The sequence below is a fragment of the Pectobacterium sp. HCp5_1 genome, assembly GCF_032905925.1.
In the GTDB taxonomy this organism is placed as follows: domain Bacteria; phylum Pseudomonadota; class Gammaproteobacteria; order Enterobacterales; family Enterobacteriaceae; genus Pectobacterium; species Pectobacterium brasiliense_A.
This window is the reverse complement of the sequence record NZ_JAUMIO010000004.1, coordinates 12133-28169: the sequence shown is the minus strand read 5'-3', so window position 1 is coordinate 28169 and position 16037 is coordinate 12133. Positions and strand designations below refer to the sequence as shown.

Annotated in this window: 16 protein-coding genes and 1 pseudogene; 2 read left to right on the top strand and 15 right to left on the bottom strand. The window is 53.4% G+C overall.

Annotated elements, in window-relative coordinates; translation table 11 throughout:
* Positions 1 to 13: 13 nt before the first annotated feature.
* Positions 14 to 244, top strand: a pseudogene (locus Q3A88_RS04250) (MFS transporter); the annotation flags it as partial.
* A 273-nt stretch (positions 245 to 517) separates the two neighbouring features.
* On the opposite strand, the gene Q3A88_RS04245 reads toward Q3A88_RS04250, so the two are convergent.
* From Q3A88_RS04245 to Q3A88_RS04205, 9 genes are all read right to left on the bottom strand, one after another.
* Positions 518 to 1057, bottom strand: a complete 540-nt coding sequence (locus tag Q3A88_RS04245; RefSeq protein WP_014915828.1) for a glycine zipper 2TM domain-containing protein — start codon at positions 1055 to 1057, stop codon at positions 518 to 520.
* A 459-nt stretch (positions 1058 to 1516) separates the two neighbouring features.
* The gene (locus Q3A88_RS04240) at positions 1517 to 2821 is read right to left on the bottom strand and encodes an NAD(P)/FAD-dependent oxidoreductase (protein ID WP_039499002.1); all 1305 of its coding nucleotides are present in this window, start codon (positions 2819 to 2821) and stop codon (positions 1517 to 1519) included.
* 366 nt (positions 2822 to 3187) lie between these two features.
* On the bottom strand, positions 3188 to 3730 hold the full coding sequence (ycfP, locus tag Q3A88_RS04235) for an alpha/beta hydrolase YcfP (RefSeq protein WP_039285958.1): 543 nt from the start codon (positions 3728 to 3730) through the stop codon (positions 3188 to 3190).
* Positions 3731 to 3892: 162 nt separating this feature from the next.
* Entirely contained in the window at positions 3893 to 4912 is a 1020-nt protein-coding gene (nagZ, locus tag Q3A88_RS04230; RefSeq protein WP_110164021.1) for a beta-N-acetylhexosaminidase, read from the bottom strand.
* 90 nt (positions 4913 to 5002) lie between these two features.
* Positions 5003 to 5887: a thiamine kinase gene (gene thiK, locus Q3A88_RS04225; protein ID WP_110164022.1), complete on the bottom strand. Its 885-nt coding sequence runs from the start codon at positions 5885 to 5887 to the stop codon at positions 5003 to 5005.
* Positions 5868 to 6449, bottom strand: a complete 582-nt coding sequence (lpoB, locus tag Q3A88_RS04220) for a penicillin-binding protein activator LpoB (RefSeq protein ID WP_014915832.1) — start codon at positions 6447 to 6449, stop codon at positions 5868 to 5870. Before lpoB ends, thiK begins: the two co-directional genes overlap by 20 nt.
* 21 nt (positions 6450 to 6470) lie before the next feature.
* Positions 6471 to 6851 (bottom strand): YcfL family protein, encoded by a 381-nt coding sequence (locus Q3A88_RS04215; RefSeq protein WP_039467971.1) that lies wholly within the window; start codon positions 6849 to 6851, stop codon positions 6471 to 6473.
* 84 nt (positions 6852 to 6935) lie between these two features.
* Positions 6936 to 7286, bottom strand: coding sequence for a purine nucleoside phosphoramidase (hinT, locus tag Q3A88_RS04210; protein WP_010276226.1), 351 nt, complete (start codon positions 7284 to 7286; stop codon positions 6936 to 6938).
* Between the two features lie 228 nt (positions 7287 to 7514).
* On the bottom strand, positions 7515 to 8969 hold the full coding sequence (locus Q3A88_RS04205; protein WP_317177465.1) for an MFS transporter: 1455 nt from the start codon (positions 8967 to 8969) through the stop codon (positions 7515 to 7517).
* 123 nt (positions 8970 to 9092) lie between these two features.
* Between Q3A88_RS04205 and Q3A88_RS04200 the strand changes: the two genes are divergently transcribed.
* Complete coding sequence (locus Q3A88_RS04200; protein WP_317177464.1) at positions 9093 to 9890, top strand: helix-turn-helix transcriptional regulator; 798 nt, start codon at positions 9093 to 9095, stop codon at positions 9888 to 9890.
* A gap of 60 nt (positions 9891 to 9950) precedes the next feature.
* Here the strand turns inward: Q3A88_RS04200 and ptsG are convergent, their stop codons facing one another.
* The 6 genes from ptsG to pabC form a co-directional block, all read right to left on the bottom strand.
* The gene (ptsG, locus tag Q3A88_RS04195) at positions 9951 to 11384 is read right to left on the bottom strand and encodes a PTS glucose transporter subunit IIBC (RefSeq protein WP_039279798.1); all 1434 of its coding nucleotides are present in this window, start codon (positions 11382 to 11384) and stop codon (positions 9951 to 9953) included.
* 313 nt (positions 11385 to 11697) lie between these two features.
* Positions 11698 to 12495 carry a metal-dependent hydrolase gene (locus tag Q3A88_RS04190; RefSeq protein ID WP_317177463.1) on the bottom strand — a complete coding sequence of 266 codons (798 nt, stop codon included), beginning with the start codon at positions 12493 to 12495 and terminating at the stop codon, positions 11698 to 11700.
* 19 nt (positions 12496 to 12514) lie between these two features.
* On the bottom strand, positions 12515 to 13525 hold the full coding sequence (gene holB, locus Q3A88_RS04185; RefSeq protein ID WP_233990694.1) for a DNA polymerase III subunit delta': 1011 nt from the start codon (positions 13523 to 13525) through the stop codon (positions 12515 to 12517).
* Positions 13525 to 14184 (bottom strand): dTMP kinase, encoded by a 660-nt coding sequence (gene tmk, locus Q3A88_RS04180; protein ID WP_317177462.1) that lies wholly within the window; start codon positions 14182 to 14184, stop codon positions 13525 to 13527. Before tmk ends, holB begins: the two co-directional genes overlap by 1 nt.
* Entirely contained in the window at positions 14174 to 15193 is a 1020-nt protein-coding gene (gene mltG, locus Q3A88_RS04175; protein WP_317177461.1) for an endolytic transglycosylase MltG, read from the bottom strand. Before mltG ends, tmk begins: the two co-directional genes overlap by 11 nt.
* A gap of 14 nt (positions 15194 to 15207) precedes the next feature.
* On the bottom strand, positions 15208 to 16005 hold the full coding sequence (gene pabC / locus Q3A88_RS04170; protein ID WP_180786819.1) for an aminodeoxychorismate lyase: 798 nt from the start codon (positions 16003 to 16005) through the stop codon (positions 15208 to 15210).
* Positions 16006 to 16037: the final 32 nt, after the last annotated feature.

Here is a 16037-nt window from a genome sequence, read left to right as displayed (position 1 = left end):
TAAGGACTGAACCATGAACACGTCTTCCTCTATCCCTATCGGTGCTGCTGCACAGCATTCCTGGCTGGCCGTTGTCGCCGTCGGCCTTGCAACCTTCTCTGTCGTCACGACGGAAATGCTTCCGGTCGGCTTGCTAACACCGATTGCCGATACGCTACATACTTCTACCGGAACCGCCGGCCTGATGATTTCACTCCCCGCGCTGCTGGCTGCGCTATTCGCCCCGCTGGTGGAGATCGCCTCCGCGCTGTATGTCAGTGTTTTTAATATTGGCATCGCGCTCGGATCGTGGGTCGGTGGTCAAGCCGTAGATAGTTCAGGCCCGATCGCGACACTTTGGCTGGCGGGGGGATTCGCTGCGACCGCCTTGCTGCTATCCCTTAGCATGAAGCTAACCGAAAGCAGGGAGAGCCTATAAGCAGAAAGAACAGAGAATGAAAAAACCGCGAGCACCTTCTTCAGGTGTCTCGCGGTTTTTAGAGAGGTGTCAGCGCAAACCGTAGACGTTAGAAGTCAGTTAACTCTGCTGATTCAGGATTAATTGCCCGTTTCGGTCTACTGGAATTTGTGAACCAGGATCGCGATCCATGCGGATTTTACCCTGCTGGTCGCCGATTTTATAGGTGACATCATAACCCAAAACTTTCTGTGATTTGTCGTACACCGTCTGACAGCGCTGTTGCTGCGTCGTGTACGTATCATTTTCCTGCATACCGCTTTGTACACGGTTGCCGGCATAACCACCTGCCAACGCGCCCGCTACCGTCGCGATATCTTTACCGCGTCCGCCACCAATCTGGTGACCCAGAACACCACCCGCGACAGCACCCAGCACCGATCCAGCAATCTGGTTTTCATCCTGTACCGGACGACGATGCGTCACACTCACGTTACGGCACTCCTGACGAGGCGTTTTAACCGTTTCTTTAATTGGTGTTGCTGTTAGCACCTGTGCAAACTGAGGTTTAGAGGAAAATACATCCATACTCGCCACCGCCGCCACACCCAATGCAGCAGCCACACCAATACCTACACCCGCTAACATTGATTTGTTCACAGGATACCTCCCGAATCTATTCTCACGCATTCCCCACCTGCAATCCTGCCGTAAATCTTGTTTTACGCCAGCTCGCGTTTAACGCGATGAATCCGGTGGTTCCTTCTGAATATCAGCATTCAGAATTTTTGGCGTGCGTGCTACGCCATCTGTAAACAGTGGAAAGTCTGCACAATGTTTCGCACTCTCGCAATAAGACTAATTGACCAAAAGTGTCAGATTCGTAACATAAAAGCGTCATTTGGGAATTATCTTAACTGGAATTGGTAATAGGACGATATTTTATACTGCCATATCAGCAAAGTAGCCTATCGCGCTACGGCTCAGAAACAGGCGATTGTGAGTAGATTGACGGAAAAAGAGGGCTACTGAGTAAGAATAAGATGACCGCTGGCAGAAAAGAATACGGGCATGAAATTGCGTTCATGCCCGTATCAGAAAGAGGTCAGCAAAGATCGATTAATGCAGCTTCAGACGCGGGCGAATCACCCGGTTGATCCCACCGACCAGCATCATCAGGCCTGTTTTAACATAGCCATGCAGAGCAACCTGGTGCATGCGGTACAGGGAGATATACACGAAACGTGCAATCCGTCCTTCTACCATTACGGAGCCCCGCATCAGGTTCCCCATCAGGCTGCCAACCGTACTGAATTTAGACAGCGAAACCAGCGAACCGTGATCTTTATAGACGTAAGGCTTCAGCGTTTGCCCGTTCAGCAATGCGATGATATTGCTGTGGCAACGTGATGCCATCTGGTGAGCGGCCTGCGCGCGCGGTGGTACAAAACCGCCGCCTTCCTGCGGGCAGGAGGCGCAGTCGCCAATGGCGAAAATGTTGGGATCGCGCGTCGTCTGCAACGTCGGCTCAACCACTAACTGGTTAATCCGGTTCGTTTCCAGACCCGCAATCTCTTTCATCGCATCCGGTGCCTTGATACCCGCCGCCCAAACCATCAGATCGGCTTCGATAAATTCACCGTCCTTGGTATTCAGACCGCCACTTTCTGCGCTGGTCACCATGGTTTTCGTCAGCACACGGACGCCAATATTGTTCAGTTCCTGATGTGCAGCCGCTGAAATACGTGGCGGCAGCGCAGGCAGAATACGTTCGCCCGCTTCCACCAGCGTCACATTCAGCGTTTGGTTATCCAGTCCGTCAAAGCCGTAGCTGTGCAGCTGTTTCACCGCGTTATGCAGCTCCGCAGACAGTTCGACTCCTGTCGCGCCGCCGCCCACAATCGCGATGTTCACGCGCTCTTTTTCTTCCTGATTTGCTGTGAATTTCAGGAACAAATTCAGCATTTCATTATGGAAACGGCGGGCTTGTTTCGGGTTATCCAGAAAAATACAGTGATCTTTCACGCCCGGCGTACCGAAGTCATTTGAGGTACTGCCTAATGCCACCACCAAAATGTCATACGGGATACGACGCGCGGCAACCAGCACATCGCCTTGCTCGTCACACACTTCAGCCAGTTGAATCTGCTGCGCTTCACGATCGATATCCGTCAGCATGCCCAGTTGGAACTGGAAATAGTGATTGCGGGCGTGCGCCAGATAGCTCAGCGCATCCATATCGTCGTCCAGCGAGCCTGTCGCCACTTCATGCAGCAGCGGTTTCCACAGGTGGCTATGGTTACGATCCACCAGCGTAATCTCCGCTTTTTTCTTGCGTCCTAACTTGTGGCCCAAACTCGTTGCGAGTTCAAGCCCGCCAGCTCCCCCGCCGACAATGACAATTTTTTTGGTTGGTGATGTCAAAATGACCCCCTAAAATGTGAACCAATCGTTAATAAAGAGTAAAAAATAATATCCTTATATAACATAGGGTTCGCGTAAGTTAAGCCTGATATCTGCTGCAAGAATAGCACGCTAGGTTATTTGGTCATACCAAAATTGATATATATCAATTTATTTTGTCAGGCAGGTTTTTAGCGAGAAAATTCCATCTTTATTTCAGTGAATTAGCAGAAATCCGCGCGAAGAGAAAATGCTGAATCGTGCGCATCTGCGCCGCTGGATGAACTAAGGAAAGTAAATAAATTGCGTCATTCCTCCTGTTCCCCCTCAAATAAGGGTATCAGAAGGAACGACAGCCGCGATGAACAGGTCATCGCTAACGCAGGGTTAACCGAGCGTTTTGAAGGCTTTTATTCGCTGCAAATGGGGGGAGATGCTTTTGAATTTATGCGTCTGAATATCATCCCAGACGATCTCGTAATACGCTCCCAACGTCTGCGCGCTACGCTGACTATCGAGCATTTCATCCTGACGGGAAAGCATCACCATGCAGCGATCGCGGTTCTTTTCACGAAAGTTCGCCACGCACTTCGTGGCGATATCCAGATACTCTTCTGGGCGATCGATTTTCCCGCTCATATTTTCCTGCGGGAAAAGGTTAGGATTAACGATGACTTGTCGTATATCACACAGGAAACCGACGCGTTCGGCCCAGAAGCCCCCCAACCCCACGCCACAGATCAGCGGACGATCGTCATCAGACTGCTGAATCGTCTTATCCACCTGCTTTAGCAGATGTTGCATATCATGACGCGGATGCAACGTGCTGTAGCTAATCAATCGTACATCTTCATCAATAAACTGAAGCTGCAAGACCTTTTCATGGTTGCCGGGGCTGGTCGAGTCAAAACCGTGTAAATAGATAATCATCTTTCATCCTCACCGCAGACTAAGTTGCCTATTTCTCGCCATTTTTATACCCGTCATACTTCAAGCTGCTTGTGCGTTGGCTTCCCTTACTCACCCCAGTCACTTACCTAAGTAAGCTCCTGGGGATTCGCGCAGTTGCCGCCTTCACGCAACTCGAATTATTTAGTGTATATGCGCCTGCCAGCGCTCGCTGAGCAATGTGAGCGCCTGATTCGCCTGCTTCCAGCGTGGCGAATCCAGCAGTTCCCGACGAGAAAACGAACCCTGATGATATAAGCGCATCAGTTGATCCGCTTTGACCGGGGACAGGTTATCCAGCACGCTGACCGCCCCTTCACGATGATTGCAAACCAGAATCATGTCACATCCTGCCTGCAACGCCGCCTGCGCCCGCTCGGGATAACTGCCCATCACAGCGGCACCTTCCATCGAGAGATCGTCGGAGAAAATGATGCCATCAAAACCCAGCTCTTCACGCAACACCGTTTTGAGCCAATAGGGCGAACCACTGGCTGGATGCGGATCGGCCTCCGTATAAATCACGTGGGCAGGCATGATGGCATCCAACTGCTGGCGCTGGATCAGTTCTTTAAAAATTAGCATGTCGTGTGCGCGAATTTCTGCAAGCGGACGCGGATCGCGCGGGGTTTCTTTATGTGAATCGGCGCTGACCGCACCGTGGCCGGGGAAGTGCTTACCCGTGACCTTCATACCCGCGCTATGCATACCGCGAATAAAACTCTGCGCTACGGCCAGCGCCGTCTCTGGATTGGCATGGAATGAACGCTCACCAATCGCCGCGCTCTGGTGGCCGATATCCAGCACTGGCGCAAAGCTAATATCGATATCCATGGCGATCATTTCTGCCGCCATCAGCCAGCCACCCTCTTCCGCCAAACGCAGGGCTTCTGACTCGCTGTTTAATGCCGCGAACGCCTGCGCGGCAGGCAGACGAGTAAACCCGTCACGAAAACGCTGAACCCGTCCGCCTTCCTGATCCACGGACACTACAAGGCGTTCGCGCGACGCCGCGCGGATTTGACGCACCAATTCACGTAACTGCGCCGCATCATGAAAATTACGGGTAAACAGAATCACGCCGCCAACCAGCGGATGTTCCAGCACTTCACGATCTTCTGCATCCAGCTCATAGCTGGCAACGTCTAACATTACCGGACCCACAAAAACCTCATTCTTTAGAGTGTACTGCTTAATGAAATGATCTTTACCACACAAGTCATACCGTCAGCCTGGCTATAGCCGATGGCACGACTATAGCCAATGATATTGTTGTAACCGATGATAGAGCGCGGGAATTTCCGCTAAAAATTCAGGGTTCTTCGTTTGCTGCCAGCGAACCTCAAACCACATCAATACCAGATAATCGACCCAGGGGAACCACTGCATCATCTGTTGCTGGAGGCGGCTCACGGAAAACCCTCGCCGATGTCGCTGGTAGCTCTGTAGAAAATGCGTTTGCGCCATGCTTTCCATCTGACTGGCTCGCACAATGAACGCCAGTTCAAAGGCAATATCACCATCTGAGGCATATTCCCAGTCAATCAGCATCGTTTCTTGTGGGGTAATCAGCAGATTTTCAGCATGCACATCGAGGTGGAGAGGAGCGAGCGCCAAAGGCGTGGGTAGCGCCGCACGCTGAAAATAATGGTGGGCACGCAATAACGCGGGCGAACGGCGGCGCGGATCCATCAACTGCCAGTGCTGCGCGAAGAGCACTTTGAGATCGAGAGGATGACCGCTACGCGGCTGGCGATGAAGCTGAGACAACAGGCGGGCCACTTCGCCATTAGCCAGCATCATCAGGAACTCATCAGCGGTGGCAATCCGCCCCGGTACCCACTCGACGATCAGCCAGCCGTCACGCCACAGTCGCGGCCGTGGCGCAAGACCTATCGCCGACATCTGCCGCAGCAAGGCGAATTCGCGCTGGCGATCGACGCCCATTTTCCGCTCGATTGGCGACTGTCGACGCGCAAGCCATTCGATGTCCGGCCCACGGATACGCCAGCTTTTACTACTCAGTCCACCAACCAGTTCAAAGCGAATATCCGCCATCTCCACAGCTGGGAAATGTTTCTGGATCGTCGCAGTCAGCTGCTGCTGGATGCCTGCCTGCTTAATGCTGAACGGCGCCATTACCTGACCACACAATTTCACCGGTCTGCACCAGCATCAGTTGCATGTCGAGCTGCGGCGATTTCACATCACCACTGACGTCGCTGTACAGCACATACTGCGCGCTGACATAACGTGCCAGACCAATCGCTTTGCTACGCGATCCTAAACTGTCATCAACCGACAGACCCAGCGTTTGTTTCGCGGCAGCCAACTGCTCGCGCGGCACCAGCGTAAATGCTTTACCGGAGGATAACGCGCTGTACAACGCCCCTGTTGCTTTCGCTATCGGCAGTGAGCCGTTGGTGTTATTTTTCACGCTATCCACCAGCAGGATGCTGCCCGGCGTGACGCCATCGGCTTTCAGCATTTGCGCCACCAGCGGATTAATGCTGGCTTCCCAGTTCAACGTCTGGATTTTTGGCGGTTGCGGTACAGATTCCCCCGGCGGCGGCGTTGGCGTAGTCGGCACTTGCGGCTCAACGGGCTCAATCGTCGCAGGCGGTTCGGTCGGTTCCGGCGGATGGCTGGGGCACCCTGTTAGTACCAATGTCGCCAGCATCACCCCTAGATACTTTTTCATATATTCTCTCTCTGCACACCATTACAAAAACAGATGAAGACGAACCTGACGCGCATTGGGACTGCTGCGCGTGGAAAAAACCGTCATTTCCGTCTGTGGCGGGATTTCAATGGACTGCACCTCTTCAAAAGGCAGCACATCCAGCCCGTTTTCATCATACCAATAGAAACGGTAATGCACGGTCACCGCGTGTGAAGCGTCGTTGCTGACGGCGGAAGACGCGCGCAGCCGGCCATTTTCTGAATCCAGCGACGGGTTCCCCGCGGTAATACCGGCCGATAACACAGGTGCATCTAGTACCAGCGTTTGCCGTTCATTGATGGTCAGTACTTTTGGCGCGCTACAGCCAGCCAGCAGCCCAACCATCAAACACGCGGACAGAAAAAGCATCGGGTTACGCATGATGTTCTCGCATGATGGTTTTCTCGCACGACAGTCGACCCATGACTATCGAACCTGGTTCTATAGGGTCTGGTTTTATAAGATCTAGTTCGCCAGCAAAGGCCCTAATGCGCGACCACCCAGCAAATGCATATGGATGTGATAAACCTCCTGCCCGCCGTGTCGGTTGCAGTTAATGATCAGGCGATAGCCGTCTTCTGCAATACCTTCCTGCTGCGCAATTTTACCCGCGACCGTCACCATACGTCCCAGTGCCGCCTCATGCTCGGGAGCCGTGTCGTTAACGGTCGGGATCAAGACGTTCGGGATGATCAGGATATGGGTTGGCGTGCGAGGCGCGATGTCACGGAAGGCGGTGACCAGTTCATCCTGATACACGATATCGGCAGGAATTTCCCGGCGGATGATTTTACTAAAAATGGTTTCTTCAGCCATGATTGATTTCCTTGTTAAAGCTGGCGTTGAACGACGTTATGTAGGCAGTATGAGTGACATATTCCATTTCTTTCAACCTTCTTCGTCTATTTCTGGTGCGGGTGGTCAAAATACGACTCCCAGTAAAAACCAGAAATACGCCCGCCTTCTCCCGAAAACAGCGACGCTACCGCCGCTACGATAAGGATTTCGCATCATCCATCGAAAATTCGTGTGTGCGCCTTCCCATCAACCGAATGACCGCTGCGTTCTCACCAGCATCAGCAACAGGATGCAGACCAACAGAGCCGCAACCAGGTTGTAGAGCATTCCCGCCACAAAGGCTGAAACGTATTGGCCCGCTTGTGCAACTGCGTCATCGCCTGTCGCCAGTGCAGTACCAAACAGAATACCCACCACGGCCACACCCAGCGCCGCCCCAACCTGCTGAACCGTCGAGATCACGCCCGATGCCATACCCGCCTGAACCTCATCCACAAACCCTAACACCAGATTCAACAGCGGCGTCATGATGAAGCCCTGGCCTGCCCCGACCACCACCAGCACAGGGATCAGCCGAACGGCCACCAGATCGGCCCCCGCTAGCTGCACCTGCATAATCAACAGGCCGATCGAGACAGCATAAACCAGCGCCCCCGCGACGATAGCAACCGTGCCCCAGCGGGCAACCAGACGTGGTGCAGCCAGCGATGCCAGAACGAAACCCACGCTGCACGGCGCGAAAATACTTCCTGCAAGGAAAGGATCAAGCCCCAGCCCTGTTTGCACCAGCAAAGCAAAGCACAGGAAAAATGAGCTGGATGTGGAATACACCAGTAGCACCAGCAACACACCCAGCAGGAAACGGCGCTGTAGGAGCAGACGCATATCCACCAGCGGAAGATGCCCCGACCGCTGTCGACGTTCCTGCTGACGGTAAAACAGCGCTAACAAGAGCGTTGCGGTGGCCAACATCCACAGGCTCCATGCTGGCCACCCTTGTCCCGGTCCTTCAATCAGCGGCACCAGCAGCAGCGTCAGCCCAACGCTGACCAACGCCACACCCATCCAGTCCAGCGAAGGGCGCTGCGGCGTCCGGGACTCAGGAATAAATCGTGCAGCCGCGATAGCCAACAGGCCAATGGGTACATTGATAAGAAAGATACTGCGCCAGCCCAACCCGAACAGATTGGCATGCACCAGCCATCCCCCCAGTATCTGACCCGCGATAGCGGCGAGCCCCAGCGTCATGCCCAGAAGACCGAAGGCACGGCGACTATCGTCACCGTCGAAATTGACGCGGATAGAGGCATAAACCTGTGGAAACAGTAAAGCGGCCGCCAGTCCCTGCAAAATGCGAGCACCGATCAGAAACCCCGCACTGGGCGCTAAACCACACAGCGCAGAGGCGAGCGTAAACCCGGCCATGCCCACCACAAACAGCCGGCGTCGGCCAAATACATCCCCCAGCCGCCCGCCCGTAATCAGCAGTACGCCGAAAGCCAGTTCATAACCCGCTACGATGAAACCAATTTGCGCGAAGCTAGCGCCCAGATCGGCCTGCATGCTGGGAATCGCGACATTGACCACGAACAGGTCGAAGATAGTGACAAAACCGGCCATCAGCAGCACAGAGAGGCCAAGCCATGGCGGGCTGTTGACGGCTGGCGCAGGCAATGCCGACGCGCGATAATTTGAGTTCATCTTGTGTCTCCTTGCATATCGAGAAGTTGCGTATCGAAAATAATGACGCCGCCATTCTCAAATCCTTTTTAAACAATTACAATTTAACCACTTATGCTATTACTAAAAGCAATGCGGTAAACGATGCGAACATTGGAAAGAACTCGCCACGATCTGGCTGCATTTTTGCGCGCGCGCCGTGAACGGGTGTCACCCGCCGACGTGGGCTTGCCTAGCGGAGGAAGACGGCGCACGCCGGGTTTAAGACGCGAAGAAGTGGCGGCATTGGCTGGCGTTGGCCTGACGTGGTACACCTGGCTCGAACAGGGACGTGATATCGGTGTGTCGGCAGCATTTCTGGACAGCCTGGCACGGGTGCTAAAACTCGATGCCGCTGAACGCCGCCATCTGTTCCTGCTGGCACATGAGCGACCGCCTGCCGAACCGGGTAAGACGTGGTGCGTCGTGCCGCCGCTGGTACGGCGTCTAATGCACGATCTGGCTCCGCATCCGGCCTATATCCTCAACCTGCGCTGGGATGTGTTGACCTTCAATGAACCGGCGAATCAGCTTTTCAGCTTCGACGCCCATCCTCCAGAAAGACGTAATCTACTCTGGCTCTTGTTCACCGACCCGTTACTGCATGAGCGATTCATCGGCTGGGAGCAACAGGCTCCACAGATGCTGTCGAGTTTTCGCCGCGATTTCGCACGCGCGACGCAGGAAGCAGACATTCATGAACTGGTGGACGAGCTGGAACGGGTATCGCCAGATTTCAAAACGTGGTGGCGGCAGCATGAGGTACACGCTCCGTGCAGCGGCGTGCGGCAACTGATGATCGACGGCAAGGCTGAAGCTTTCGAACATACTTCGCTAACCATCGATGAAGATCGCCATCTGCGTCTGGTGGTTTACGCCCGGCAGTCTCAGGAAGAGGGATAAGGCGGTTCTGACCATAAAAAAAGGGGCCTTCGCCCCTTTTTACCACTCCCCAACAACACATCAGTGGTTACGGATGTAGTCGTCCATGTCGGTTTTCAGATTATCGGATTTGGTACCGAAAATGGCCTGAACACCGGAACCTGCCACAACCACACCTGCTGCACCCAGTTTTTTCAGGCCTGCCTGATCAACTTTAGCCACATCGCCTACGCTAACACGCAGACGGGTGATGCACGCATCCAGGTTAGTGATGTTTTCTTTACCACCAAATGCGCTAACCAGTGCGGCAGCCATTTCAGTGCTGTCCTGTGAGGTTTGCTCAGAGGCGCTATCTTCACGGCCCGGCGTTTTCAGATTCAGTTTGGCAATCAGAACGCGGAAAATGGTGTAGTAAATCAGCGCATAGCACAGACCCACAATCGGGAACAGCCACAGGTTGCTACCGTTGCCGCTCAGTACCACGAAGTCGATCAGACCGTGAGAGAAGCTTGTGCCATCACGCATACCCAACAGGATACAGATTGGGAATGCCAGACCTGCCAGAATCGCATGGATCACATACAGAATCGGCGCAACGAACATGAAGGAGAACTCAATCGGCTCAGTGATACCCGTCAGGAACGAGGTCAGCGCCGCAGAGATCATGATGCCGCCCACTTTCGCGCGGTTCTCTGGCTTCGCTGAATGCCAGATAGCAATAGCAGCAGCTGGCAAGCCGTACATTTTAAACAAGAAACCGCCGGACAGTTTACCCGCAGTCGGGTCACCCGCGATGTAACGTGGGATATCACCGTGGAAAACCTGACCCGCCGCATTGGTGAATTCACCCACCTGCATTTGGAAAGGTACGTTCCAGATATGGTGCAGACCAAACGGTACCAGAGAACGTTCAACGACCCCATAGATACCGAATGCCAACATCGGGTTCTCATTCGCAGCCCAATGTGAAAACGTTTGGATAGCGCTACCGACCGGTGGCCATATGAAAGACAGCACAGCACCAGTAATGATCGCCGTCAGGCCAGAAATAATCGGCACAAAACGTTTACCGGCAAAGAAGCCCAGATACTCAGGCAGTTGAATGCGGTAGAAACGGTTAAACATATACGCGGCAATCGCACCGGCAATGATCCCGCCCAGAACACCGGTATCCGCCAGATGCTTCGCCGTAATCTCGGCAGCCGGCAGATTAAGAACCAGCGGCGCAATCGCGGCCATGGTTTTGACCATGATGCCATAAGCCACCACCGCCGCCAGTGCGGAAACACCGTCGTTATTAGTGAAGCCCAGGGCAACACCAATAGCAAAAATCAACGGCATGTTGGCAAACACCGAGTCACCGGCCTGTGCCATGACGCTGGAGACAATTTCAGGCAACCAGCTAAAATTGGCCGAACCGACACCCAGCAGGATACCTGCGATAGGGAGTACGGATACGGGCAGCATTAGCGACTTACCTACTTTTTGCAGGTTTGCGAATGCATTCTTGAACATAATTGAGTGTGCTCCTGAGTAATAGTGCTTTTACTTCTGATACTTCATATATGCAAAGACGGGGAGGATGGCCTTTGCGAGTTGGGGTGTCTTAGCCCCCTTTAATTTTTACGCAGAGTAAAATAAATAGCGTTCACAATGTTTGATTGCTATCACGTTTCCACAAGCCAACAGGCTGAGATCGAACAGATATTGCACTTTTCTGTGATATATCGCTAAAAAACACGTCCCCCTGAAGAGGAAAAACCTAATCAAGGGGATGATGAAGCGCTATTAATTACACGGATAAAAAAAACTCGGCTATTTTCAGCCACTATTGCGCGGCGGTCAACCGAGCCGGATCGATGTGAAACAGGCGGGAGAAGTTTTCTGTCGTGGCGGCAGCGAGGGTTTCCAACGATGTGCCTTTCAGTACAGCGAGATATTCTGCTACATCGCGTACATACGCGGGCTGGTTTTCCTGACCTCGGAACGGAACCGGCGCGAGCCAAGGGGAATCGGTCTCAATCAGCATCCGATCCAGCGGTACGTAACGCGCGACGTCACGCAGTTCTTCTGCATTGCGGAACGTGACGATCCCAGAAAACGAGATATAGAACCCCATGTCCAGCAGCGCTTTTGCCGTGATCAAATCTTCCGTAAAACAGTGCAGAACGCCGCTGCATTTCTCCGCCTGCTCGTCACGTAGAATTGCCAACGTATCTTCACGGGCAGCACGCGTATGCACGATGACCGGTTTGTTCAGGTCATTGCCTATACGAATGTGTTCGCGAAACGACGCTTGCTGCTGGGCCTTCGTCTCCTGCTGATAGAAATAGTCCAGACCCGTTTCCCCCATTGCCACCACACGGCTGGCGCTGGCTAGTTCACGCAGCTCGGCATAATCATAAGGGGCTTCCTGATTGAGCGGATGAACGCCGCAGGAAAAGGCCACGTTATCGCGCTCGCCAATTAACTCAACCATGGCACGATAGCCGGGCAGCGTTGTCGCCACCGCCAGAAGGAAGCCGACATCACGGCTTTTCGCTTTATCCAGCACATCGGAGACATCTTTATGCAATGACTCATAATCCAAACCGTCAAGATGACAGTGGGAATCCACTAACAACATGATATTTACTCAATAGTAATTAAACAGAAAAAGGGGGGATGTCGCGCTTAACCGATGAAGCAAGTGTGCGCTCTCCATCAAGCAGGCGTTCCGTCAGCAGCAGTTCCCGGTTCACGCCCGTGACGGTCAGCAATTTTTGCCGACAAGCCAGCCACTGCTGCAGCTCATACTGCAAATGTGCGGAAGGTTCGCGTGCCAGACGCTCAACCAGTTCGATCTGATCCTGATTCACTAAATGCTCATTCGCACCCTGCTGCCATTTCATGGCGTCCAGCAGTAGCGCAGCCAACCAATGAATACGAATATCCGCATCGTCATGATTTAGCTGTGATATCAATGAGAGCTGATCTCGCGAAGTCAGCGCGGCAGAAAACGCCTGACACAGCGCGCTACGCTGTTTCCAACGCTCTGGCTGCAATAACGCCTCGGCGGCTAGCGGCGCACCCGATTGTAATCTCAATGCCGTGCGCAATGCCTTGCTGTCATGGCGATGGCGAGCATTCAGCCACAGCACGCTCTGCGTCTCATTTGGGACATCAAGATAATGATACAAACAACGGCTGCGCAAAGTAGCCAATAACCGGGCTGGTTCACGGCAGCCAAATAAAAAGAAGGTATTCTGCGGCGGTTCTTCCAGCGTTTTCAGCAGTGCATTGGCGGCAGCCTCTGTCAGTTGCTCAGCGGCAGCCAGCCAGATCACTTTTGCTCCGCCTTGTCGGGAGTGTTGATACACTTTTTCCACGACGTCACGCACGGGATCGACGCCCAGGCTTTGCTTGCCTTTCTCTGGGCTCAGCACATGCCAGTCTGGATGCGTTCCTGCGGTCATCAGGTTACAAGAGTGACACTTGCCGCAGCTTTTCATCCCATCAGGCTGCTGGCAGATCAGCCAACGGCTCAGCGCATAAATCAGCGACTCATCGCCCATGCCCGGCAGCGCATGCAGCAACACCGCATGATGCCCCCTGCCCGCCTGATATTGGCCGATAAGTTGCCGATAGGATGCATTCAGCCACGGATACCAATCCATCAGCTCTGCCCCCGCGCAACAGGCTGCAACCCTTGTTGCTGCAACCATTGCTGTAACGTCGCCTGAATATCCGCACTAACGGCATCAATAGGCTGTGAGGCATCGATCGTCAGGATGCTGTCATCCTCCGCCGCCAGTTCCTGATAGCGGGAACGGGTGCGATCAAAGAAAGCCAGCGACTCCTGCTCAATCCGATCCAGCTCGCCGCGCTGGCGCGCACGTTGTAAGCCAATGGCTGGCGGCAGATCAAGATAGAGCGTCAGGTCAGGCCGAAAATCGCCCAGCACGGTATCGCGCAGTGAGCGGAGAAGTTGCTGATCGATCCCACGTCCACCGCCCTGATAAGCTTGTGAAGAGAGATCGTGACGATCGCCGATGACCCAGTTTCCATTCGCCAGCGCCGGTTTGATGACGTTGTCCACCAGCTGTACTCTGGCCGCGTATAACATCAGGACTTCTGCTTTGTCAGTGACCTTCTCATCGGCTATACCTTGCTTGATAAGCTCACGCAGTTTCTCTGCCAGCGGCGTACCACCTGGCTCTCGCGTGAACACTACGTCTTTCACACCATGTGACCGCAGCGTTTCCACGACGATATTGCGTGCGGTGGTCTTCCCTGCGCCTTCCAATCCTTCAATGACGATAAATTTACTGTTCATCCCGTTCCTTTAACGCTGAGCGGTATACCCTCACAGCACGATTATGGTCTGCAAGGTTAGTGGTAAAACTGTGTCCGCCTTTTCCATCTGCCACAAAATACAGGTATGACGTTTTGGCAGGATGCGCAGCCGCATCCAATGAGGCTTTCCCCGGCATCGCAATTGGCGTCGGCGGCAAGCCGGAGATGACATATGTATTGTAAGGCGTCGGCGTGTCTAATGCTTTACGGGTTATCACACCTTTATAGTCATCACCCATGCCATAAATCACTGTAGGGTCAGTCTGCAAACGCATACCAAGCCGTAGGCGATTGACAAAAACGGAGGCGACCTGAGTACGTTCTTCATTGATCGCCGTTTCTTTTTCAATGATTGACGCCATCGTCAGTAATTCGTCCGGTGTCTTATACGGTAATCCTTCTTCGCGCCCTTTCCAGACCTCATCCACCGTTTTTTTCATGCGCTGATGCGCACGCTGCAACAGGGCGATATCGCTTGTACCTGCCGTGTATAAATACGTATCAGGATAAAACCAGCCTTCCGGGTTAGGCTTATCTTTGATTTCCAACTGGGTGGCGACGTCCTGTTCGGTTTTATCGGCCAGTGAATGCTTGATATAAGGTGCTTGTTGCAGCGTGACCAGCCACTCTTTCAAGCGTGAGCCTTCGACAAAACGGATGGAAAATTGCGCTTCTCTTCCGCTGGACAGCAGCGCCAGCATCTCGCGCACGGTCATGCCCGAAGTCAGGCGATACGTACCTGCTTTGAATTTTGCCAATTCAGGTTCAAAACGCAGCAGCCACGGAAAAAATGTGTCATCAGTGATAATTTTCTGATCGAGAAGCAACGTTTCCAGCCCTTCTCTTCCCGTACCAGCCGGAAGCGTAAAGATAGTTTCCTTTTCGATAGCCAATGGAGAATCAGCAAAACGCTGCATTTTCTGCCATGCGACTAGTAATATCAGCACAACGGCAGTGATAATCAGCAAACCAATTTTCTTTTTCTTCATAAATCAACCATCTACTAGCAGTCAGGACTTAGAAATTGATAAAGCTCTCGGGAGTGATAACGCCAGAGGTGCGCCTGATTTACAGGGACGATCGGCATTAATGCATTGCAAACCAGCACTTCGTCCGCATCGGACAGTGCAATTAAGGGTTCGCTGACGATCTGTAGCTCGAAATCAGACTCTGCCAGCGAGGCAATAATATGCTGTCGAGCAACACCATCCACTCCTGACTCGGATAAATCCGGCGTATAGACCCAGTGCCCTTTACGCCAGAATAAATTCGCGGCACAGCATTCCACTAGCGTACCAGAGGTGTCAAGCACGAGGGTCTCATCGGCTGAGGTCTGGTCAAGATGCGCGCGGATCAGCACTTGTTCGAGCCGATTCAGATGCTTTATGCCCGCCAGCAGCGGATTTTTAGCTAGCGCCACAGGGCTGAGATTCAGGCTAATGCCCTGCTCACGCCAGTCGGCATAGTGCGCAGGATAGCTAACCTGCATGACGACTCGGGTCGGCTGCGTGCAGCCTTGGGCACTATAGCCACGCCCACCGGCACCCCGCGTGAGCATCACTTTCACTACGCCGTCCGCTCGTCCCAGTGCTGCCTGTTTCATTTCAGCGATCAGACTTTCCCAATCCAGCGTCGGAAATAATAAGCGCGTCGCGGCCTGTTGCAGACGCGCGACGTGTCGATCAAGCCAGACAATCTCGCCATCGCATACTCTGGCTGTCGTAAAACAGCCGTCGCCGTACTGTGTACCCCGATCGAGTACCGAAAGCTGTTCCTGTAACTGACCATTAATCCACAGCATAATAAGCTCCGCATCATTCATCGTCGCCAGCT